This is a genomic window from Paenibacillus pinisoli, from assembly GCF_003605435.1.
GTDB lineage: Bacteria > Bacillota > Bacilli > Paenibacillales > Paenibacillaceae > Pristimantibacillus > Pristimantibacillus pinisoli.
Map to the genome: position 1 here is coordinate 111,221 of NZ_QXQB01000003.1, position 22,721 is coordinate 133,941.

16 protein-coding genes are annotated in these 22,721 nt (G+C 54.4%); 2 read left to right on the forward strand and 14 right to left on the reverse strand.

What is annotated here, in order from left to right:
* Positions 1-177: 177 nt before the first annotated feature.
* The 10 genes from D3P09_RS14015 to D3P09_RS14060 form a co-directional block, all read right to left on the reverse strand.
* A complete protein-coding gene (locus D3P09_RS14015) occupies positions 178-852 on the reverse strand; it encodes a hypothetical protein (RefSeq protein WP_120111094.1) in 675 nt (224 codons plus the stop codon).
* Positions 853-1,055: 203 nt separating this feature from the next.
* The gene (locus D3P09_RS14020) at positions 1,056-3,020 is read right to left on the reverse strand and encodes a beta-N-acetylhexosaminidase (protein ID WP_165867441.1); all 1,965 of its coding nucleotides are present in this window, start codon (positions 3,018-3,020) and stop codon (positions 1,056-1,058) included.
* A 28-nt stretch (positions 3,021-3,048) separates the two neighbouring features.
* Entirely contained in the window at positions 3,049-5,325 is a 2,277-nt protein-coding gene (locus D3P09_RS14025) for a beta-glucosidase family protein (protein WP_120111098.1), read from the reverse strand.
* Positions 5,326-5,361: 36 nt separating this feature from the next.
* Positions 5,362-7,890, reverse strand: coding sequence for a glycoside hydrolase family 3 N-terminal domain-containing protein (locus tag D3P09_RS14030; RefSeq protein ID WP_120111101.1), 2,529 nt, complete (start codon positions 7,888-7,890; stop codon positions 5,362-5,364).
* Between the two features lie 15 nt (positions 7,891-7,905).
* A complete protein-coding gene (locus tag D3P09_RS14035; protein ID WP_120111104.1) occupies positions 7,906-8,790 on the reverse strand; it encodes a carbohydrate ABC transporter permease in 885 nt (294 codons plus the stop codon).
* A gap of 14 nt (positions 8,791-8,804) precedes the next feature.
* Positions 8,805-9,674: an ABC transporter permease gene (locus D3P09_RS14040; RefSeq protein ID WP_120112442.1), complete on the reverse strand. Its 870-nt coding sequence runs from the start codon at positions 9,672-9,674 to the stop codon at positions 8,805-8,807.
* 153 nt (positions 9,675-9,827) lie between these two features.
* Complete coding sequence (locus D3P09_RS14045; RefSeq protein WP_120111106.1) at positions 9,828-11,357, reverse strand: ABC transporter substrate-binding protein; 1,530 nt, start codon at positions 11,355-11,357, stop codon at positions 9,828-9,830.
* A gap of 79 nt (positions 11,358-11,436) precedes the next feature.
* Complete coding sequence (locus D3P09_RS14050) at positions 11,437-13,077, reverse strand: helix-turn-helix domain-containing protein (protein ID WP_243644175.1); 1,641 nt, start codon at positions 13,075-13,077, stop codon at positions 11,437-11,439.
* Positions 13,049-14,833 carry a cache domain-containing sensor histidine kinase gene (locus D3P09_RS14055; RefSeq protein WP_120111110.1) on the reverse strand — a complete coding sequence of 595 codons (1,785 nt, stop codon included), beginning with the start codon at positions 14,831-14,833 and terminating at the stop codon, positions 13,049-13,051. Before D3P09_RS14055 ends, D3P09_RS14050 begins: the two co-directional genes overlap by 29 nt.
* A gap of 269 nt (positions 14,834-15,102) precedes the next feature.
* Complete coding sequence (locus D3P09_RS14060) at positions 15,103-15,459, reverse strand: ArsR/SmtB family transcription factor (protein ID WP_120111112.1); 357 nt, start codon at positions 15,457-15,459, stop codon at positions 15,103-15,105.
* Between the two features lie 103 nt (positions 15,460-15,562).
* Between D3P09_RS14060 and D3P09_RS14065 the strand changes: the two genes are divergently transcribed.
* Positions 15,563-16,939 (forward strand): MFS transporter, encoded by a 1,377-nt coding sequence (locus D3P09_RS14065; RefSeq protein ID WP_424452433.1) that lies wholly within the window; start codon positions 15,563-15,565, stop codon positions 16,937-16,939.
* Between the two features lie 73 nt (positions 16,940-17,012).
* Here the strand turns inward: D3P09_RS14065 and D3P09_RS14070 are convergent, their stop codons facing one another.
* The 4 genes from D3P09_RS14070 to D3P09_RS14085 form a co-directional block, all read right to left on the reverse strand.
* Positions 17,013-17,588, reverse strand: a complete 576-nt coding sequence (locus D3P09_RS14070) for a hypothetical protein (RefSeq protein ID WP_120111114.1) — start codon at positions 17,586-17,588, stop codon at positions 17,013-17,015.
* Positions 17,589-17,685: 97 nt separating this feature from the next.
* Complete coding sequence (locus tag D3P09_RS14075) at positions 17,686-18,504, reverse strand: carbohydrate ABC transporter permease (RefSeq protein WP_120111117.1); 819 nt, start codon at positions 18,502-18,504, stop codon at positions 17,686-17,688.
* An 11-nt stretch (positions 18,505-18,515) separates the two neighbouring features.
* Positions 18,516-19,412, reverse strand: coding sequence for a carbohydrate ABC transporter permease (locus D3P09_RS14080; RefSeq protein ID WP_120111120.1), 897 nt, complete (start codon positions 19,410-19,412; stop codon positions 18,516-18,518).
* A 67-nt stretch (positions 19,413-19,479) separates the two neighbouring features.
* The gene (locus D3P09_RS14085; protein WP_120111123.1) at positions 19,480-20,874 is read right to left on the reverse strand and encodes an ABC transporter substrate-binding protein; all 1,395 of its coding nucleotides are present in this window, start codon (positions 20,872-20,874) and stop codon (positions 19,480-19,482) included.
* A gap of 230 nt (positions 20,875-21,104) precedes the next feature.
* Here D3P09_RS14085 and D3P09_RS14090 point away from each other — a divergent pair, with 230 nt between their 5' ends.
* Positions 21,105-22,721, forward strand: a complete 1,617-nt coding sequence (locus D3P09_RS14090; protein ID WP_120111126.1) for a response regulator transcription factor — start codon at positions 21,105-21,107, stop codon at positions 22,719-22,721.

Genomic DNA, 22,721 nt, shown 5'->3' on the forward strand with positions numbered 1-22,721 from the left:
CGCCGTCCTGATGGCGGTCAGCTAGAATTGAATGCGCTTTCATGATGGCTGATAATTCTTATATAATAACAAAAAACTTGCTTATTCAGCACTATTTTTAAGTGCTAAGTAAACAAGTTTTTTATTTCCAATTTATTCGCCGCGCTGCATGAATATTTCGCTGCTGAATTGATCCGCTTATTTATAATAAGAAGTGTTCAAAGGCACAAAGACGGCTCCGTCTTCTTTGATTTTAAAATGGACAAACAGCGAGCTTACTCCGCCAATATCGGCTTCGATGGTGACAAGTCCGTCTGCGGTTTTGATTACCTTCGTCTGCTTCAAGATAATATCGTTATCGCTATCCTTGATTTCGATATCCTCCAGATCCTCGCCGACAGCCGCTATTTGGAGATACAGCTTTTGATGCTCTTTTTTCGGATACAGCATGAAGCTGCCGCTGCGGTTGCCAGGTCCGTTATTGAAATACGCTTCCTTGTAATTGATGCCTTTATAAGTCGTTTGAGCAGGGTCTTTGGTATGGTACATATCATCAAAGCCCTTTGCGATCGCAGTTCCATCCACTTTTTCGCCTAAGATGATTGTTTTTGTGGCAGTATCATAATCAACTGCTATCCCCAGAGCGTCGGAAATCGCTCGAATCGGAAAATAATTGGAGTTGTTATAATTAATCGGCACGATGGCATTCTGATTCGCATCTCTCAGTTGAATTGGCTTGCCGTCTACCTTCACTTTAATTTCCGGATTCAGGAATGCCTTAATCTCTTGCATCTTGGTTGCTGCTAATGCCCCGGTTCCCATGCTTACCAGCATGGCTGCGCTGATGACAGCAGCAAAAACGCTCTTCTTCAAACTTTTCACGCTCCCATTTCGTTAGTTAAAAGCCCCCCATAGAATACCTAATCTTTAACAGGGATACAAGAGACTTTTGGTATATTTTTCATTTTGGACAATCGTGAATTGTCGTAAGTGCGCAGCACACAGCACAAAAAGACTCTCGACGAATGAGAGCCTTTTTGTGATTATCTATAATGCATAAGTCCGTTTTTAAAGCGTTACACGCTCTCCAGCTCCGCAAGCCGCTCCTCATACTGATTCAGCAGCTTATGGAGATTGCGGGTGCTGGCTTCGAGACCGCCTTTCCGGTTGCGGACCAGCCATAGGCGGTCGAACTCCGCTATGATGGAAGCAAGCTCGCTGTGAAGCTTGCGCAGCCATGCGAGCTCCGCAGCGGCGTCCGGCAGCTCCAGGCCGAAGATGAAGCGATGCAAGCCGGAGCCGTGTTCGATTATGGAGAGCGCATGCGCAAGCTCTTGCGAGACACTCTCAGCGTCTCCCGACTTTAGCTGCAGCTCGCCAATCGCTTCCTTCTGCTCCTTCAGCCATGCCAGCATATCGTCATACCGGTAATCCAGCTGGAACGGAATGCCCCGGCCGCCGATCTCCACGAGCAGCTTAATGATCATATCCGTCTCCGACAGCAGCTTCTCCTTCGTCGACAGCCCGCGGTTCAGCAGATGGTTCGTATAAGTCATATTCTCCAGCGTGCTGTTCTCCAGATTGATGTAACGTCCAAGCTCAAGAATCAGCTTGCCCGCATGCCCCGAGTCATCCTGCAGCATGCAATCCGCCACATACCGCTCCATCTGCTCGTGCTGCTCCAGATTGGCTTCCGTCTGCCAGCCCGTCCCTGCGGCATAAGCGTAAGCCGGATAGCTCATGACAAGCGGCTGCCAATGGCCGGAATCGCCCCAATCCGTCACGATCATGCCGGCTGCTCCATAGGTCTTGCCGCTGCGGGCTGCATCGGCGATATTGGCCAGCATATTGTCCGTCCGTCCCGTAACGGCAGACCAGGTGCTGGTGCCCGGGCAGACGTAATACGGCACGCCGTGGCGCTGGAGCAGCTTCCCGTTCGTCTCGAACGAGGTGTGGCTTTCATAGTTCCAATCCAGCACGGTAACATCCTTCGGAAGCAGCGGAATAACCTCCTCATGCTTCGTCAGAATATCGCCCCACATCAATGTGCGTTTGCCGTGGCTGCGAATAATCTCGAATACCTGCTCCGCATAATCCATATACAACTTGCCCACTCCGACCTCTTGGGCGCGCTCCTTGCTTTGCCCAGTGCCTAGACCGAAAGGCTCATCCATATTCACATTGACATAGCCGGAGGTAAAATGCGGCAGCAGCTCGCCGAACATCGCGCGCACCAGCTCAATTGAACCGCCATCCAGCGGATTAAGCGTAAGCGGCGGCAGCTTGATTCCGACTGGCGTTTCCTGTCCGCCTGGATGCTCCGCCAGCTCGGCGAACTCCGGCTTGGCCAGCCAAGGACCCATATGGCCGAGGCAATTCTGATTCGGCACCAGGTCGATGAACCGTTCCTTCGCATAGGCATCCAGCTGGCGGAACTCCTCGCCGCTAATCGGCGTCGCCTCCGGGAAGGAATCCCGGAACGTCTCGTAGTCGAAGCAGAAGCCTTCCATATAGAGCTGCAAATGATTCATTTTGAGCTCGGACATCCGGTCGATCAAGGCATACAGCGTCTCCATCTTCGGTATCTTGTTGCGGCCAATATCCAGCATGAGTCCACGGACCGGGAAGTCCGGCTCATCCTCGATGCGGTAGCTCGTCCAGGCAAGTCCTCGCCGGGCAATCAGTTGCTCCAGTGTTACGACTGCATAATGCAAGCCTTCAGGGTCGCTGTAGCCAATCTCAAGCCGCTCGCCATTCCATTCCGCCGTGTAGCCTTGGGCATGAAGCTCCGGGCGGCATACTATATGCAGAGCTGTCGCTGTCACGGAGCCGTTCGGCTCCGCTCCCTCAGTATCGCCTGCACTCCCTTGCCAGCGGGCTGCCGCTGCTTCAAGCCTCTCCTTCACGCGCACGGCGGATGCCGCTTGCATCGCCTCTTCGCTCAAGCGCTCAAGCGCGAAGAGGGCCGAGAAGGCACCGCTCCCTTCCCGCAGCTCCAGACTGCGGGGCTGCGGGTATAACGGAAATAGGGATGTATTCATCTGTTCAGCCTCCTGTCCCATTGTTGATTCAGTTGCTCTCTTCCGCATTCAAGCCCTTGATCACTTCCGCCAGCTTCGCTTCCGTGAACTTGCCGCCGCTGAAGGAAATCAGTCCGCGAAGCGGCATGTGCGCCATGAACGCTTGCAGCATCTCCTTATGCTCCTCCATGGCTGCTCCGGCAAACGGAAGAACGCTCATGAACTGCTGGACAAACGCTTTGCCCTTCTCCGACTTCATCAGATCCGACACAGTGGAGTTGCGGTGATAGACCAGCGGCTGCGGAGTTGTGGAGCGGACGGTCACTCGCTTCGACAGCACGATCTCCCTTGACGACTTGCCGATCAGAATATCGAACGCTCCAGTCTCTACTCTCCAGTCTCCAGCGTCGGCATCATAGTAGGCGAAGCTCCGCTTATCCAGCTCGAACGAGACTGTCCTCGACTCTCCTGGAGCCAGCTCGACCTTGTCGAAGCCCTTCAACTCTTTGTCGGGCCGAATCACTTCTGTCTCCACATCGCGCACATACAGCTGCACGATTTCCTTGCCCGCCACAGAGCCGGTATTGCGCACCTTGACCCTCACGGTCAGCTTCTCCGCATCGGTCAGCTCATGCTTGTCGACGGCAAGCTCGCTATATTCGAACGTCGTATAGCTAAGCCCGTGTCCGAACGGGAACAGCGTCTCGATAGCCTTCTTGTCATAGTAGCGGTAGCCCACGAATATCCCTTCCCTGTATTCCACCTTGTCTCCCTCGCCCGGGTAAAACAGATAAGAAGGATTGTCGCTTAGACGCACGGGGAAAGTCTCCGCCAGTTTGCCGGACGGGCTGGCATCGCCGAACAGCAGATCGGCGATAGCGCCGCCGAGCGCCTGGCCTCCCAGATACGCTTCAAGCACAGCTTTGGCGCTGCCAAGCCAAGGCATCTCCACAGGCGCTCCGTTGCTCAGCACGACGATGAGATTCGGCTGGACAGCCGCTACCGCTTCGATCAGGGCCACTTGATTCGCCGGCATGCGCAGATGCTTGCGGTCGAAGCCCTCCGATTCATAGCGCTTCGGCAATCCGGCGAACAAGACGGCTGCGTCCGCCTGGGCAGCCTGCTCCAGCGCTTCCTTCGTCAGCTCCGCGGAGGAATCATCCAGATTCAGCTCATAGCCCTGGGCATAGGTCAGCTTCACGCCGTCTCCTGCCGATCGTGCCAGCTCCTCGCTAATATCCTCCAGGCGGGTCGGATTGATCTGGGAGCTGCCGCTGCCCTGATAACGCGGCTCCTTCGCCAGCGCGCCGATGACCGCCAGCTTGCCGGTCCGCTTTAAAGGCAGCATGCCGTCATCGTTTTTGAGCAGCACCATGCTTTCGCGGGCCACCTCGCGGGCCAACTGATGATGGGCTTCCGGATCGAATACAGTGCCCGGCTTACGTCCATCCACCGCTTGGAAGATTATACGAAGCAGCCGCTCAACTGCGCCATCGAGCTTCTCCACCGGCAGCGTGCCGTGCTTGACCGCCTCGATAATGGCGCGGTCTCCCTCGCCATGGCTGGACGGCATCTCCAGCTCCATGCCGGCCGCCAGCCCCTTCACGCGATCGTTCACCGCGCCCCAATCGGACACGACAAACCCTTCATGGCCCCACTCTTCCTTCAGGATCGCGGTCAGAAGCGTCTCATTCTCCGCGGCGAACTCGCCGTTCACCTTGTTGTACGAGCACATGACCGTCCACGGCTGAGACTGCTTCACCGCGCCCTCGAAGCTGGCCAGATAGATCTCCCTCAGCGTCCGCTCATCCACGATGGAATCGGAGGTCATCCGGCGGTGCTCCTGATTGTTGGCGGCAAAATGCTTTAGCGAAGTGCCGACGCCCTCGCTCTGCACGCCCTTGATATGGTAAGCCGCCATCTCGGAGGAGAGGTACGGGTCCTCAGAGAAGTATTCGAAGTTCCGTCCGCAAAGCGGAGAGCGCTTAATATTCGCGCCCGGCCCCAGCAAGACCGCTACGTTCTCCGCCTGGCATTCTACGCCTAGCGCCTGGCCCATCCGTTCGATCAGTTCCCGGTTCCATGAGCTGGCTACGCCTGCCGCTGACGGAAAGCATGTCGCGGGCACGCTGTTGAACAAACCCAGATGGTCAGCCGACGCCCGCTGCTTGCGCAGGCCGTGCGGGCCGTCCGTTACCATAACGGACGGAATGCCGAGCCTCTCGATCCCTTTCGTATGCCAAGTATCGAGGCCGGAGCATAGCCCGGCCTTCTCCTCCAGCGTCATCTCTTTGATCAGCGCCTTAATGTCGCGATTGTTCCCCATCGTAATTCCTCCCCGCATATTCATCGATTACTAATTCTATGACTTGCCCGCCGTCCATACGAATTCCGCCGCTTGCACATCGCGGCTGCTAGAGCCTATATACAAGCTGAATCGGCCTGGCTCCGCCGCGTAACCCTTGCCCGGCGACCAGAACGCCAGATCCGCCTCTCCAATCTCGAATACGGCATTCCCGCTCTCGCCTGGCTCCAGCCATAGCTTGCGGAAGCCCTTCAGCTCCTTGACGGGACGCACTATGCTGCCGTGGAGATCCTGAATATAGAGCTGCACGGTTTCTTCGCCGGCCGCATCCCCTCTATTCGTGACTGTAACCGCAGCAATCAGCTTTTCGTCCCCTTCTATCGCTGAGCGGTCCAGCTTTAGCTCGGAATATTCGAAGCGGCTATAGCTTAGGCCATAACCAAACGGGTACAACGGATCATTAGGTCCGTCCAGATACTTCGAAATATATTTGAGGTTCTTGTTCGCTTCCGTTAGCGGCCTTCCTGTCAGGAAGTGATTGTAATAGACCGGAACCTGGCCCTGATGCGCCGGGAAGCTCATCGTCAGCTTGCCGGACGGGTTGTATGCTCCCGTCAGGACATCCGCAATGGCAAGCCCCGCTTGCGAGCCAAGGAACCATGTCACTACGATGGCGTTAACATTCGCGGCATACCAGTCCAGCACAAGCGGACGGCCGTTCGTCAGCACCAGCACCGTCGGCTTGCCCAGCGCCGCAATCGCCTCCGCCAGTCGCTGCTGCGCCTCCGGCAAGTGAATGCTTAGACGGGACGCAGCCTCCCCGGACATGTCGCTGCTCTCGCCCAGCGCCAGCACGATTACATCCGCTTGCTCGCCAATTCGCAACGCCTCCTCGATGCCGCCCTCCAGCGAATCGTTAATACCGCTGCCCTGCGCGAATAGCAGGCGTTCCTCTTCTATGCCGCTTGCGGCAAGCCCTTCGTAGAGCGACACCGTCTCATGCCCGTAGCGGGAGAATTGCCATGGGCCAAGCAGATCCTTGCTGTCCGCGAACGGACCGACCAGCGCAATCTTGCCGCCGTCTTTTGCCAGCGGCAGCGCGCCGTCATTCTTAAGCAGCACGATGGACTTCCGGGCAAGCTCTCGGCTTGCCCGGAGATGATCCTCATGGAAGTGGTATTCCTGCTCCTTCTCCGGCCGAACGTAGCGGAACGGATCATCCATCAGCCCCAGCTTGTACTTCAGCCGCAGAATACGCCGGGCAGCCCCGTCAATCGTCTCCTCCGCCACGCTTCCTTCGCGGACTAGCTCCGCGAGGTGCTCATACGAGCGCGTCGCCATCTCGATATCCATCGTTGCGCCCACTGCCATCTTCGCCGCTTCGCGCACATCCTCGGCAAAGCCGTGCTCGACGATCTCGTCCACAGCGCCGTAATCCGAGATCAGCACGCCTTCGAAGCCCAGCTCCTCGCGCAGCAGCCGCTTCAGCAGCTCTTCGCTGGCTGCCACCGGTACGCCTTGATAGATATTGAAGGCGTTCATGACCGATGCGGCTCCCGCTTCAAGTCCGGCTTGGAATGGCGGCAAGAAGACGTTGCGCAGCGTCGCTTCGGACATATCCACCGTGTTGTAGTCGCGTCCCCCTTCGGAAGCGCCGTATCCGATAAAGTGCTTCAGGCAAGCGACGATCGTCTCCTTATGGAACAGCGACTCCCCTTGGAAGCCCTCAACCTGCGCCTTCGCGATTAACGCGCCCAGATACGGATCTTCGCCCGCGCCTTCCACGACGCGTCCCCAGCGCGGATCGCGGCCGATATCGATCATCGGGCCGTGATTGTAGACCGTGCCCGACGCGCTGGCTTCCTTCGCCGCAATGGCACATGCCTCCTTGATCGCTTCCATATCCCAGCTGCATGACCAGGCCAGCGGCACAGGGAATACCGTCTGCGAGCCATGAATGATGTCCGCGTTGAACAGCAGCGGGATGCCGTGCGGCGATTGCTCCACGGCGATCTTCTGCAGCTGGAACACCCGGCTGACATCGAATGCGCCCAGGACGGAGCCTGCACGTCCCTCCGCAATAAGCTTCTCCGGCGGATCGGTTGCAACCTCATTGCCGAACGAGAAGTTCGAGGCCAGCACCTGAAACATCTGGCCGATCTTCTGCTCCAGCGTCATGCGTCCCAGGAGGGATTCGACCTCCGAGTCGATCTCTTCGTCGGACCGTTCTCTGACCGATTCCTTCCGGTATGGTATAATCTCCTCGATAAGCGCCTCCGACAGATGCGGACCGCGCCCTCTTGCGCCTTGAAGCGGCAGCTTGCCGATCGCGGGGATATAGATTTCCCCCTCGAAGGCCTCTTCCTGGAAGGCCAGACGCACCTCGATTTCCTCGCCCGGCATCCAGAACGCCTTCGCCCTGGCCGTCAGCCGGTTATCCTCGACCAACAGCGTATCGATCTGTATTGGAATAGCAAGCGGCTCCGTCGCCATGTCCAGCGTATAGACGGCTTTCTTCGAAACCTTGAACTGCAGCTTCATCTTCATGGATGGCGTCTCCACGATCGCATGCCATAATCCGATCATATCTTGTTCTCCTCCTTAGCCTTTAACCGCGCCGATGGTCAGACCTTTGACAAAAAACTTCTGGAAAAACGGATACGCGATCAAGATCGGCAATATGCCGATAACCGCAATCGCCATGCGGAAGGTTTCGCTAGGCAGCTGAGCAATAATGCTGCCCGAACCCATGCTGGCATTGCTGGACAGAAACTCGATATCGCTCATAATCCGGTTCAGCACGTTCTGCAGATTGAACAGACCGGCGTCGGTCACAAATACAAGTCCGTTGTTCCAGTCATTCCAGTAGGCCAGCGCCTGGAACAGTCCGATTGTCGCCATAATCGGCAGCGACAGCTGGAGCACGATTTTGTAATAGATCGTAAATTCGCCCGCTCCATCGATGCTCGCCGACTCCAGCACAGGCTTCGGAACGCTGTTCATGAAGAACGCTCGCATAAGCAGCACGTTAAAGCCGTTCATCAGCAGCCATGGGACGATTTGCGCCAGCAGCGTGTTTTTGATATCGAATAATTGCGTGTAGACCATATAAGTAGGGACCAGGCCCCCATTGAACAGCAGCGTAAAAAAGACGATAAAAGCGAGCACCATGCCGCCGGGCATATCCTTGCGGGACAGCGGATAAGCGAGCATGGAGGTCATCAGCAGGCTTGCCGTCGTGCCGACCACCGTCGTCAGAATCGTAATGCCGTAAGCATTGAAGATCATCTTCGAGTTCTGCCACAAGTAATCATAAGCGGCAAAGCTCAGGCTGGAAGGAAAGAACGTGTAGCCTTCCGTCACAATGACCTTCGAATCCGTTACGGAGGAAGTGAACAGCAGCACAAACGGCAGGATGCACGCCAGCGCGAATAGACCTAAAATGATATGCGCCGACCAGCGCCAGCCCCGGTATTCCTTTGTCATATGAATCTCCCTCCCTAGAACAAGGCGTTGTCCTTATCGAATCTGCGCACAATATAGTTGGATACCAGGACCAGAATGAAGCCGACCAGCGATTGATAGAAACCTGCCGCCGCCGACATGCCAATGTCGCCAAGCTGCATCAGCCCTCGGAATACATAGGTGTCGATAACGTTCGTCGTCTCATACAGCGCGCCGGAATTCATAGGCACCTGATAGAATAGGCCAAAGTCGGAATAGAAAATGCGTCCGATGCCAAGCAGCGTCAGCATGGTGATGATCGGCGTGATCATCGGGAACGTAATTTTGCGGATCTGCATCCATTTCGATGCGCCGTCCAGCTCCGCCGCCTCGTAATACTCGCGGTCGATGCTTAATATAGCGGCCAGGAAGATGATGCAGGAGTAGCCTGCTCCCTTCCATATATGGACAATGGTTAAGATATACGGCCAATACTTCGGCTCCAGATACCATGAGATGGGATCAAGGCCAAGCATGGGCAGAATCGTCTTGTTGATAAAGCCCGCATCCACGCTGAGCATGGCATATACGAGATAGCTGACCAGAATAATCGAGATCAGATAAGGCAGCAGAATTACGCTTTGATAGAAGCCCCTCGCCATCTTGCCTCTAATCTCGTTCAGCAGAATGGCAATCGCGATTGCTATCAACAGGCCAAGCACAATAAAAACAGCGTTGTAAAGCAGCGTATTTCTCGTAATGATGTAAGCGTCGGTCGTTTTGAACAAATATTCAAAATTTTTAAGCCCTACCCAATCGCTGGCCCATATGCCCTTGGCATAGTTGATGTCCTTGAATGCGATGGACAAGCCGAACATCGGCAAGTAGTTGTTAATGAACAGATAAGCCAGCCCCGGCAGCATCATGATGTATAGCGGGATAAATCTGCGCAGACGGGCTCCTCTCTTGCGTCTAGTTGTCGTATTCACCCTGTTCTCTCCCTCTCCCTCCGAGACTGCCCGGAATAATAAGCCCGGCCAACTCGTCATTGGCCGGGCAGCATGTGTGGCATCCCACTATTACTGAACCGAGTTGTTTTTAGCCCACTCATCCAATTGCTTTTGCTTCTCTGCGATAATCTTGTCCATGCCGGCCGACTTCAGCTTGGCGATGAACTCCGGCAGCAATTTGTCCGGATCTACGCTCCCTGTCTCCAGCGGCAGCTTGTATTGGGTAACGACGTTGGACACCGCCGCCACTTCCGTCTTCACGGCAGACGCATCGAATACGAAGCCAAGCGCTTTGGACGGCCTCGAGGTGCTGTTGAATTCCGCCGTCTTTTTCCAAATATCCGGATCATCGGTTTTCATGACATAGGACAGGAACTGGTTGCCGAACATCCAGCCCAGCATGTTGTAGCCGATCGTCGTAGCATCCTGGCCGGCAGGGTAGGAGATGATATGGTCGGCTTCGCCCTTCTCCTTCACATAATGCTTGCCTTCAATCCCCCAGTCGAACAGGTTGACGATATCTGCATCGGAATACATCAGGTTCAGGAATTGCATTGCTTTCTCTTGATGCTTGGAGTTTACCGGAATGCCCCACAGCGCATTCGTCACGTTGCTTGTCGTCGCTACCGGCGCAAGCAATTCCTTCGTGACCATCTGTGTGCCGGATGCCTTCGACTCCTGCGCGGCGAAGCCCGGCTTCTGCAGCGCCATATAGGAGAAGGCTTTGCCGGATTTGATCAGCTCGAAGGTAGTGGTCTTATTCGTAGCCGCATCCGGCAGGATGTAGCCTTCCAGATACCACTTGCGGATACGATCGATAAATGCCTTGTATTCCGGCATCTCGTACATATTTACGATTTTCAGATCGTTATCGTAATCAGGCAATACGCCCATGAAGTCGCCAAGCGGATCGACGAACACATGGTTCTCACGGAAAGACTGTCCTACACCGCCCGGCACAAGCGGGACAACATGAGGCTCGTTTGCTTTGATCGTTTTGAACAGGTTCTCGACATCATCCAGCGTCTGAATCGCGTCGATATCAATGTTGTACTTGTCCACCATGTCCTTGCGCATCGTCAGGCCATAGCTGCCCGCCAAGTCGCGCACGGTCGGCACGCTGTAGATTTTGCCGTTGATTTTGGTTGCGTTCAGATACTTCTCGTCGAACGCTTGCTTGATGCCTTCGCCATGCGCATCCAGGAGCTCATCAAGCTCGATCAGCTGGCCTTTGGCAACCATATTGCTGTACATTAATCCGGAGACAAATGTCAGGTCGAGCGTCTCGCCGCCGCTGAAGATCAGGTTCATGCGCTGTGCCCATTCGCCTGCGTTGATCGGCAGAAACTTCACCCGCACTTTAATTTTCTCCTCGGAAATTTTGTTGATTTCGTCCTCCACCAGCTGCAAGTCCTGCTGAGAAGTGCTGACGAGCGGGAAGGCTACTGTAATTTCCTCTACCTTGCCATCCTGCTGATTCCCCGGATTGGCGCTGCCGCCCGGCTCGCTGCCGCTGCCATTGCCGCCTTTGCCGCAAGCCGATAGAATCAGGACAAAACACAGCATTAGCAGAGTAGCCCCGCGCATGATGTTTTTCATTTTGTTCTCCCCCGCTTTTCATATAATGGTTGGTGCTGTGTACATTGTACGATCGTCAGCCTATGCGCCTCTGCCCTCTTTACGACTTCCCGCTGTCACTTTCACGACTTGCATTCGAAGGGCTTGCAGCCTGATGGCGGCTTCGGTATTCAAGCGGGCTCAGGTTCAGGTACTTCTTGAACATTCTGGAGAAATGCGAGAAATTGGCATAGCCGACCTTGCTCGCAATCGCGCTCACCGGCAGCTCCGACTGCGCTAACAATCCTGCCGCTAGCGTAAGCCGCTGCTGCAGCACGTAATCGGAGACGGACATACCGGTCTCCTTCTTGAAGATCCGCGTCAAATAATCCGGGTTTAGGTAGACATGGCTTGCAATATCGTCTCTTGAGATATCCTCGGCAAGATGCTCATGGATGTACGCTTTCGCTTTATCGGTCACGCTCTGAGTATGGTCCAGAGCGGCGTCGAATTGTATCGACTTGTCCACGATATGGCGCATCCAGCTCAAGGCATCGGTCGATGTCCGCGTTGCCGCCGCATGCAGCGTAATGGAGTCATTGTCACCGAAGAGCTGATGCGCCTGGATGCCTTTCACTTGCATGACGTAATAAACCATCTGCTGAAAGTCCTGAATCAATTGATTGAGCCGGTCAAAGTCCAGACCGCCGGATGCGACTTGCTCCTCCATATAATCTTCAATCGCTCGCAGGAGCGGCTCGCGCGCGCCTTCCTTCAGTAGAATAGACCACATTCCGATATCGGGAGGCATGCCTACCGGAGACAAGGTCTGTTGATCCTGCAAGGAGAAGACGCCCTGATCATGAGCCACATTATTCTCATCCAGCTTGCGCAGGCGAAGGAACATATAAGCAAGCTGGTCGGGATGCGCCGTCTCGCCGATATAGCACGACACGCCCGCGAAGAAGTACGTGCGGCATGCTTCAATCCATTGCTCGCAGCCCGCCCTCAGCTTCTCGTTCACGTCCGATTGCGACTCCAGATTAAGCATGGCGAGCATATAACCGTCCGCCAGCGAAATCAGCAGCCCTCTCTCCAGCTCATTCAGAAGCAGCTCCTCGGCTGACTTGCGGATAGCGTACTCCATAATTTTTTCATCGCGCAGCGTAATTTTTTTATGCCATCTCCGCACATGGATCAGCACCGGCAGAAACCGCATTTCATTCGTATAAGGAATATTGCGCTCCTCTGCAGCCTTCCTGATCGCTTCCGCATCGCCCGGGATCGTCTGGTTCAGAATATCGAGCCAGAACCGCTCCACAAGCAGCGGCTGATACTGCACCCAATACTTCCCGTATTGGCTGAACTCGCTGTTCCGGTTATCCTGGTCCAGCTTGCGTATCGCCCTCTTGATCGTTTCCTCCAAATCGGGATACGGAATCGGCTTCAGCAAATAATCCAGGCTCCCCAGCTGAATCGCTTGCTTGGCGTACCCGAAGTCCGCATGGCAGGTGAGAAAGATCGTCTCCGTCCGGGGATAATGCAGCCGCACCCATTCCAGCAGCTCAAGACCGGTAGCCTGCGGCATCTCGATATCGCATAACAGGATATCTATCCTCTCTTGCCCGAATAAGGTCTTCGCCTGCTCTGCGCTATGCGCAGTGAATACCTTGCTTATGCCGATCGATTCCCACTGCACGCCCGACTTCAGCCCCTCCACCGCTATAAGCTCATCATCCACGATTAGAAGCTGACACATCATTCTTCTCCTCCTTAAGAGACGAATCCGCTCTGAGCGGTATGCCCAGCTCCACCACTGCCCCATGCGGCTCGTCATTATAACAATCCATCCACGACCGGTCCCCGTATTGCAGCCGCAGCCGTTCCCGGGCATTCCACATGCCGATATGCTCGCCCTTCTCATCTACTTGCTGCTTGCCTGAGCGAATCGCTTCCAACGCCTCATCCGAGAAGCCGGGGCCATTGTCGCGCACCGACAGGATGACCGTCGGCTCCTCCTCCAGCCCGCTTAGCGAAGCTTCAATCGTCACCGTGTTCGTGCCGTCCATCCGCACCGCATGCTTGACCACATTTTCCACGAAAGTCTGCAGAAGCAGCGGCGGCACTCTCGTCTCCTGCAAATAGTCCGGCACATCGATCTCAATCGCCAGCCGATGCGGGAACCTGAGCTGCTGGATTCGCAGGAAGTTGCGTACATGCTTCAGCTCGTCTCTCAATAGCACAAGAGATTGATTGCTTTGCAGCGTATAGCGGAAATATTGGACCAGGCACATCGTCATCTCTTGAATAAGGCTGTACTGTTTCACTTGCGCCAGATTGTACACAATATTTAATGAGTTCATAAAAAAATGGGGATTGATCTGCAGCTGAAGATGCTTCAGCTCCGCACGCTGCTTGCTGATCTGCTCTTCATAGATATGGATTTTCAATTCCTCAATCTGCGTAATCATATGATTGAAGGTCCGGTTCACCAGCTGGAATTCGTCCTGTACGGGAGACTCCTCAATTTTCGTGTTGAAATTGCCCTCTCCAATACGGCGCATCGCCTTGGTCATCTTCTGAAGCGGCAGCAGCAGCACCTTGCGAAGAAACCATAGGCTTAGCGGCAGCATAATAATCGCGATTATAATGACGACCCCGGCTGCCTTCGCCAAGTACGGGAGATTCTCCAAAATGAGCTTGTCCGGCACGACCGAAACCAGGCTGAAGCTTCCCTTCTGCGAGCTCTCGCCAACGACCAGATACTCCTCATCCGTCCCGGACAAGTAGTGGCTGGCGAATCCCCGAGTAAAATCAAGACCGGCATGCGACAGCTCCTCCGTGCCGGATAGGATTTGACCCGCTCCATCCACAATAAGAGAAGCGCCGTTCTCACCCGCATGCATATCGCTAAGGGGCTTCAGCATCGATGCTGCCTTCACCCAGGCGCCGATATAAAGATTGCCCTCACCGAACAAGCGCAGGATATAGAATTCGCCATTCATCTGCTGCACGCGCCATTTGTTGTTCAGATGAGTCGGCTGCTCGGCCAGTCCGGCAGCAAGCTGCTCTACCGTTGCCCGCAGGTTGGTCAGCTCCTTGTAGCTCATTTCGCCGCGGAAGGTCTCTACGATATCCCCCCTTGGGATGGAATAGACAAAAAAACCGTCAATATAGGGATAGACGATCAAATCCGAAGTCAGCCTGCGCGACACGCTGCTCTTCGCCATCATATAGTCATCCTCGGGACTGGCCTCTCCCATCGCCAGCAGGTTGGGCTCCGTCATCATCAAGCCCATCAAGTGGCGCTCCGCTTCGGAGAGCTGGTCATCCATCTGCTTCATGAAGACGGATACAAGATTTTTGTTCGAATTCGCAACCTGATTGTGAATGACATTGACGCTGTAGCGATTGTTATAGATCAACAGCGCAATCAATGGAATGGTAATGCATAGAAGGCCAAGCACCAGCCTGACCCTAATCGTTTGCCATGGGATACCGCTTAACCGTCCCCTCATGCCATCACCCTTTTCATGTTCGGTTATCCGGCAGCTATCATTTTCCGCAAAATCGTCCTTCTATCCTAACGTCTCTGCTCATTATGAGCTACCCGCCATACGACTATTCAATAGTACTTTCACGACTCTCGCAGCGGCAAGAGACCTCCGGCGCCAATCTGCGCATGCCAAAAAGACGCAGTCCGCTGGCTCATAGCCATGCGAGAACACTGCGCCATACGTTCAAGGCCTGTACAACAAGCTTTCTATAAGATAGGAAGCTCCATCATTCAATCTGCGGATTGTGCTTGCTCCGAGGTGATCGTACGATCCTTCTCTCCCGAGTTCTCGTAAGCTTCCAGAATGGAGGTGAGCAGCCCAGGGAATTTGGCCTCCAAATCCTCGGCGCGCAGCGAGATAAGCCGCTGCGTGCCGGCGCTTCGAACATAGATAATGCCGGCTTCCCTCAGCGTACGAACGTGATGGGATTGCGTGGACTTGGCCACAGGCAGCTCGAATTCGCCGCAGGCTCTCTCGCTCACACTCCGAAGCTGTGAGACAATCATAAGCCGGAGAGGATCGCTTAACGCATACAGCACGGAGGATAAGTGGATATCTGCACGGTCAGGATGCACTAATATTTTCATGTCTATAGCCCCCTGTAAAAAAATCATAACGGATGATTGCATTATAGCATAACGCGTGCTATCATTCTATTATTCGATAACAATCGAACTTTAAAACTCGGAGGTGAACCCCTTGATTCAAACAACTCATGATCCGGCTGTGCCGCAATCGATGAAGGAAGGCGCAGTGCTTGGACTGCTCGGCATTACGATCGTTGTCGTCATTATGAATACGATGATGTTCAATCTGGCCCTGCCTGATGTGGCGGAAGCCTTCCAGCTGTCGGCGTCCTCGACATCTTGGATCGTAACGGGGTACTCCATCGTCTTTGCGATCTCATCCATTACGTACAGCCGGCTGGCTGACTTCGTGCCGATCCGCAGGCTGTTCATCATCGGCATCATGTCACTCAGCCTGGCGGCTATCGCCGGCATATTCAGCAACAGCTTCCTGATGCTGATCAGCGCGCGCATTGTTCAAGCCTCGGGCGCAGGCGCGATTCCCGCCCTGGCGCTGGTCCTCATCTCCCGTTATATACCGCTTGAGCGGAGAGGGAAAGCGATGGCTCTTGTGATGTCCTCGGTATCCTTAGGTCTCGGCCTTGGTCCTGTAGTGGGGGGAGCCGTAGTAGAATACTTGGGCTGGCACATCCTATTCGTGCTGACAGCCGTTACGATTCTGCTTGTCCCGCTATATATGGCTTATATCCCGAGGGAAGAGATGAAGAAAGGCTCCTTCGACGCCCTTGGCGCCATCTTCATCGGCGGCGGAACGACAGGGCTGCTTCTGTTCCTGACGAGCCAATCCTTTATCGCATTGATTATCGGACTCGCATCCTTAATTTTGTTTATTGTGCGCATCCGCACCGCGGCCAATCCGTTCGTCCTGCCGTCGCTCTTCCGCAACCGCTCGTATTTGATTCTCGGCGGAGTCGGCATTGCCGCTTACCTCTGCAGCTTTGCGACGCTGTTCTTGATGCCGCAAATTCTTGTGAAGCAATACGGTCTAAGCGCCATTGAAGCAGGACTGATTATCTTCCCTGGCTCCATGCTCGCGATGTTCGTATCCAGACGAGTAGGACAATATATCGATACGCAGGGCAACGCATCGATCATCCGCTATATCCCGCTGTTCTTGCTTGCCGCGGTCGTGCTGTTCGCCTTGTTCGAAGGCCTGTCTTATTGGGCTATCCTGTTCATCTATATGCTGCTCAGCACGAGCTTTACGATTCTGTCCAGCAGCGTCTCGAACGAGATGTCCCGTATTCTGGAGCCGTCCCAGATCGGCTCTGGGCTTGGCTTGTTCCAGCTCTTGCAGTTTTTCAGCGGCGCCTTCGGCGTGGCGATATCGGCAAGTGCGCTGGTATGGCAGAAGAACCTGTCTCTCTCCCATGCCTACAGCAATATCTATTGGGGATTGACCGTCGTCGTGCTGGCGGCTATCGCTTGCTCGATGCTATACTTCAGAAGCGCATTTCGCAATCCGCAGGTCCAATCTTAAATGCCTGCAGAACCCAAAAGCCCAAGCTAATCGCCTCCCGGCGGCTGCTTGGGCTTTCTGGTTCCTGGTACAGTCAAGATTGCAAAGAATCTTGCACATAATCAAGGGCCCGAATGTATCCGCTGGCAAGTACAGCCTTATTCTCTGCATGAATCGCTTGAATCTCGATGGCATCAGACTCGGCTAAGCGAACCCCGGTATCTTCATCCAGCAAGCCGGCTGCTGCTGGAATCGAGATCGATACACTGCCTTTATGCCATGCTGAAGGCTCCAAGGCAGTAGGTTCCGCCAAGTCTCCGTTTACGCGGAGATGCTCCAATCCGATCAGTTCTCTCCACTTGCCATCATGAATGAAGATTTCAACATATACATTCTCCGCTGCGGCTGCTTCATTCCCAAGCAGATACTCGAACGTTACAAGCTTATCCTTGCCGTCAATGTCTATGATTGTTGCTTTCAATTGATCTTGGACAAATCGTATAGCTTCCTCTGCTGCGTCAGCTTCTGGAAGCTCAGCTTCGAGCTCATCTTGTACAACCTCTTTATGTTCGTCCGCTTTATAGTCTGGATAAGTATCCTTGCTTTCTTCATTCGCGCAGCCCCACAGCAATCCTGCAACGATCATCACTAGCGCCAGCTTGCCGAACATGAATATACAACCTCCGCTTCGTACTTGGCTTCACTTCTTATTAAGCCATACAAAGGGAAAAATTGTAAAGCGTCTTCAACTCTTATCGCCAAATAACCTACCCCTTCACCGCTCCCATCGTAATCCCCTGCGTGAATGACTTCTGGAAGAGCACGAAGATGGCGATCATCGGCACGGACGCAATGGCCGCGCCTGCCATCAGCACGCCGTATGGCGTCGTGTATTCCCCTTGAAGCGTCGCAACGCCAAGCGGCAGCGTCATCATCGGCGTCGAGCGCGTTAGGATCAGCTGGCTGAAGTAATCGTTCCAGCCATTAATGAAAGTAAAGATCGCAAGCGCGCCCATGGCCGGCTTCAGCAACGGCAAAACAATGTTGTAGAATAGCCGAAGCTCCGAGCAGCCGTCAATCTTGGCAGCCTCGATTAGTTCGCTTGGAATCGTCTGGGCGAATTGCTTCATTAAGAAGACACCGAACGGCCATCCTATAGCCGGAAGAATCAGACCATGATAGGTGTCGACCCAGCCGAAGTCGGCCAGCATCGTGAACAGCGGTACCAGAATGACCTGCTTCGGCAGGGCCATTGCCGCCACGAACAAGGTGAAGATGATGACGCGGCCGGGAAAAGATTTTTTGGCAAGCACATACCCTGCCAGCGAGGCAGCCAGACAGACGCCGATCATCTCGCAGGATGCGATGAAGAAGCTGTTGAACGTCCAGCGCCATACCGGATTTTTGAACAGATCGGCGAAGTTTTGCAAGGTCGGCTCAAGCGGGAACCATTCCGGCGGGATCGCCACCGCCACAGTCTGGATCTTAAAGGCGCCCGTCACAATCCAATAGAAGGGAAAGATGAACAGCAGCGCAAATAAAATGACAAGCCCATTGGAGATGACGGGACTTCTGTTTGTTTTCATCGATATCCTCCTTAATACTCCACGTCGCTGCCGAGATATTTGAATTGGATAATAGAGATGATGCCGATCACGATCGCCAGAATGACGCCCATCGCTGAAGCGAGACCGAAGCTGCCCAGCATAAAGGCTTGCTCGTATACGCCGTACATGACGGTCGAGGTCTCATACATCGGGCCTCCGGAGGTCAGCAATTGAATAATGGCGAACACCTGGAACGAATTGATCGTCGTGATGACGATAATGTACAGGTTGGTCGGCATGAGCATGGGCCATATAATTTTGCGGAAAATTTGGCCGGAGCTGGCCCGGTCGATCTGGGCAGCCTCGATATAGGATGCGGGAATGTTGCCGAGCGAAGCGACATACAAAATGATCGGCTGGCCGACGGAGGTCGTGATCAGCACCAGAATAATGGACAGCAAGGCAGTCCGGGGTTCGCCCAGCCATGCAATCGGCTCCGCTCCGAAGAAGCCCGTAATATAGTTGAGAATCCCATAGTTGGGATGATAGATCGATGCCCATACCACCGTTATGCTCACAACCGACGAGACGGCGGGCAAGTAGAAGATGCCCCTGAACAAGGAGCGCAGCCACTCCGACTTCCGATAGATCGTCATTGCTACGAAGATGGAGAACGAGATGACGACAGGGACCGCGATGATGACAATCATCACTGTATTGCGCATCGACTTGATAAAGGTCTCATCCTGGAACAAATGTTTGTAATTGGCCAGCCCGACAAAATCGAATTGGCTAAGCGTATAGTTAAAAAAGCTGATATAGACGCCCTTCAGCATCGGGTAAGCTACGAACAGCAGAAAAAATCCCATCGCGGGCAGCAGGAACAGATAGCTCATCAGCCAGTCGCGCCATACGTAGCGTTTCACTCTTATGATGGAAGACAACATGCGGACTTCCTCCTTCTGCAGTTATGGCAAGGAGCAGCGCGGGTAAGCACGCTGCTCCTTCCGTTTCTTATGATTGCGCCTTCGCCTTGCCGATCGCTTCATTCGCCTTGGCGGCAAAAGCGTCCAGCGCTTCCTTGCCCGACACCGCGCCAAGCAAAGCGCGCTGCAGCTCAGGGAACCAGAAGGTGCGGATTTCGGCAAATCCGTCGGCTATGGTAGGAGGGTCTGTGATGAACTGGCGGGCCAGCTCCGCATATTCATATTCCGCATCGTCGTATAGTCCCGTTATGGAGCTGCGCGCAGACAAGCCGCCGGTCTGAATCAGATTTTTGCGTCCCCACTCCGGATCATTGGCAATGAAATCGATCAGCTTCTTCGCAGCTGCAATCTTGGCATCATTGCCGTTGTTGAAGATCGCCATCCCGCCGAGATAAGGCTCCAGCTTCGGCGGGGAGCCGTCCAGCGTCGGGAATGGCAACAGCACTTCCTCGAACTCCGCTTTCTTGTTCGGGACATTCTGCGCCTTAAGCACTGCCGAATAGTTGATGGTAAAGGCCAGCTTGCCTTGCAGGAACAGGTCGTTCACATCTCCTGCGGCAAGGGAGGAGGAGCCGCCCACGACAAGCTTGTCCTTCTGCGCCTGCACAATCCAGTCCAGCGCCGCGGCTGCTTCGTCGGTATTGATCGCAACCGCGCTGTTGTCTTCGTTCAGGAAGCGGGATACGCCCAGGTTAGCGAGGTAAGCGCGCGTGCCTTGATCGCCCGCCTGGCTCTTCGCGAAGAAGCCGGACGGAATGACATCAGGCGCGTTCTCCTTCACCGCTTGCAGCGCCAGCTTGTATTCCTCGAATGTCCAGGTGCGGTCAGGGCGGTCAAGCGGAAGCAGGTCCAGCTTGCCGATCTTCTCGAATACCGTCTTGTTGACCGCCATCATGAAAGGCGCTGTGTTGATCGGATACATATACGTCTTATCCCCAACCATGGACTGCTTCCACAGTGCAGGGGAGATATCGCCGCGTACCTCGCTAGTAATCATATCGTCCAGGGGTGCCAGCAGCTCCTTTTTGCCCCAGTCGATAATGCGTCCCGGTGCGTCATAGATCACGTCAGGTGCCGAATTCGTGGCGATGGCCACATTCAGCTTCTGCGGTCCCCCGTCGAACGTAATCATCTCCAGCTTTACTTTGATTTCCGGATGCTTCTCGTTGAATGCTTTAATAATCTCTTTCTCATATTTCCCGACCTCTCCGTCCAGCGTCTGATAGCTTGGGAAGTTCCACCAAGTAATCTCGACCGGCTCGGCTTTGGCCGGCTCTTCGGAAGGCTGGCTGGTCGGTTCAGGCTGCGAGGAAGCCTCTTTCGTCGGCTTCGGTTCACCATTGCCGGAGCTGCATGCCGAGATCAGCGTGAGAAGAAGCGTCATAATCAAGCCAAGCGCAAGCCATTTGCTTTTTGCTGCCATTTCATTTCCCCCGATTCGATGATTTATGGAAGAACGTGTCAACGTTTACTTCCGTGCATCAAGCATAGACTACGTCGCAAGGAATGGAGAATCCCTATCCTTTTACATTCATGGGCCAATTTTGACCTCTTGCTTAAAAACGGCTAAAGCGGCATCCTTATCCGATGTATGCGCTTTATAATTCCGTTATAATGGACATATTCCACATCATTATCCCTTAGGAGAATGTTATGTACAAACTGATGATCGTAGAGGATGAACCGCTGATCCGCGCAGGACTGCTGCAGTACTTCCCTTGGGAGGAGCTTGGCGTAGGGCCTGTACTAGAAGCGGAGAACGGCATGGAAGGCGTCCGGCTGGCGCTTCTGGAACAACCGGATATGATCATTACCGATATTCGCATGCCGGAGCTGGACGGCCTCTCGATGATTGAGAAGCTGCGCTCCATGCTGCCGGATACGTTATTTATTATTTTGACTGGTTACAACGAATTCCATTACGCTCAGCGCGCGCTTAAGCTCGGCAATGTCAAAAACTATTTGCTCAAGCCTCTGGAGTATGAGGAAAGCATGGCTACGCTGCGGGACTGCCTGGATCAGCTGCGGCGCAAGGCGAGTGAAGCCAGCTCGCTGAGAGAGCTTGAAGAGGCGGCGCATGGACATGCCAAGCTTCAGTACGATACCGTCGTTCAGCATCTTCTGGAGGGTGCCGATCTCGAGACGACAGAATTCCAGCCGCTGCTGGAGCTGGAGGCGCAGCGCTATCATTATGTTCCCCTTGTCGCAGCATGTACCGGAGGAATCACAGCAGGCACCCGTCTTGATACTCTAAAGGATATGGCAGGCCGGGCATCGGACTTGCTGGGGCAGCTTCCCGAGGTCCGACGAATCATGAGCTTTTATCGCCATTCCAAGCTGTATTCGCTAATCGCCTATGATGGCTCTGACTCTGATGAGGCTCTGCCAGGCAGCATTCAAGAGGCATGGGAACAGACAGCAAATGATTCCCAGGCACGCATCTATCTGTCCATAGGCGGACCAGCTGCAAGGCTGTCGCTTGGCGGACCTGCGCTCAAGTCGGTGGACAAAGCGTTGTATCTGCGTTACTTCCATACTGGGCAGACGATATTCCGCCCAGATGCCTCTGCTCTCGCAGCATCTTCTGCCGACCGACCGATGCAGCTGAGGCACGAGGACAAGCAGGCGCTTGCCGCTTGTCTGGAGCAAGGCGATCGCGCAGCCGTCGAGGCCTTAATGCACCGGCTCGCAGAAGAGACTAAAGCACTGGCTGCCCCCGCCGATATCGCCCCGTGGCTGGCCTGCCTGCAAGAGCTGATGAGCCTGACGCTTCGCTTCGCCCATAAGAATGGCATTCCCGTGCAAGGCGTATACAATGACAAGGTATTGTCGCTTGCCTTCACAGACGACTTCGGCACGGCCGATGAGCTGTTCGCCTGGGTCGGAGACTGGATTCTGCAGGTAAGCGCCGACTTCAAGGCTGGCGGCCAGCGGGCACCCTTAAGCGACAACCATATTTTCGAATCGATCGAAGCCTATATCCGGCAGCATCTGGATGAGGAGATCACCCTCCAGACGGTAGCCGACCGCTTCTTCTACAATCCTTCCTATTTGAGCAGGCTATTCAAGACCAAGATGAACAAAAACTATATGAGCTTCGTGACGGAAATCCGTATTCAGGCGGCACAGCATTATTTGCGCGATCCGAATTATTTGGTGACGGATGTGTGCGGCATGTGCGGCTACAAGAGCTACAAGCATTTTGTCAAAACATTCCGGGTCGTCACCGGCATGACGCCAACCGATTATCGGAAAGGAATAGGACTGTGA

Excerpts from the sequence above, each read along its gene's own strand:
- D3P09_RS14040 (WP_120112442.1), bottom strand. The coding sequence starts at position 9,674 with ATGATGCTGCCGGGGCTGGCTTATCTGTTCATTAACAACTACTTGCCG.
- D3P09_RS14060 (WP_120111112.1), bottom strand. The coding sequence starts at position 15,459 with ATGAAAATATTAGTGCATCCTGACCGTGCAGATATCCACTTATCCTCC.
- D3P09_RS14035 (WP_120111104.1), bottom strand. The coding sequence starts at position 8,790 with ATGACAAAGGAATACCGGGGCTGGCGCTGGTCGGCGCATATCATTTTA.
- D3P09_RS14080 (WP_120111120.1), bottom strand. The coding sequence starts at position 19,412 with ATGTTGTCTTCCATCATAAGAGTGAAACGCTACGTATGGCGCGACTGG.
- D3P09_RS14085 (WP_120111123.1), bottom strand. The coding sequence starts at position 20,874 with ATGGCAGCAAAAAGCAAATGGCTTGCGCTTGGCTTGATTATGACGCTT.
- D3P09_RS14025 (WP_120111098.1), bottom strand. The coding sequence starts at position 5,325 with ATGGGGAACAATCGCGACATTAAGGCGCTGATCAAAGAGATGACGCTG.
- D3P09_RS14055 (WP_120111110.1), bottom strand. The coding sequence starts at position 14,833 with ATGAGGGGACGGTTAAGCGGTATCCCATGGCAAACGATTAGGGTCAGG.
- D3P09_RS14045 (WP_120111106.1), bottom strand. The coding sequence starts at position 11,357 with ATGAAAAACATCATGCGCGGGGCTACTCTGCTAATGCTGTGTTTTGTC.
- D3P09_RS14030 (WP_120111101.1), bottom strand. The coding sequence starts at position 7,890 with ATGATCGGATTATGGCATGCGATCGTGGAGACGCCATCCATGAAGATG.
- D3P09_RS14090 (WP_120111126.1), top strand. The coding sequence starts at position 21,105 with ATGTACAAACTGATGATCGTAGAGGATGAACCGCTGATCCGCGCAGGA.
- D3P09_RS14070 (WP_120111114.1), bottom strand. The coding sequence starts at position 17,588 with ATGTTCGGCAAGCTGGCGCTAGTGATGATCGTTGCAGGATTGCTGTGG.
- D3P09_RS14020 (WP_165867441.1), bottom strand. The coding sequence starts at position 3,020 with ATGAATACATCCCTATTTCCGTTATACCCGCAGCCCCGCAGTCTGGAG.
- D3P09_RS14050 (WP_243644175.1), bottom strand. The coding sequence starts at position 13,077 with ATGATGTGTCAGCTTCTAATCGTGGATGATGAGCTTATAGCGGTGGAG.
- D3P09_RS14075 (WP_120111117.1), bottom strand. The coding sequence starts at position 18,504 with ATGAAAACAAACAGAAGTCCCGTCATCTCCAATGGGCTTGTCATTTTA.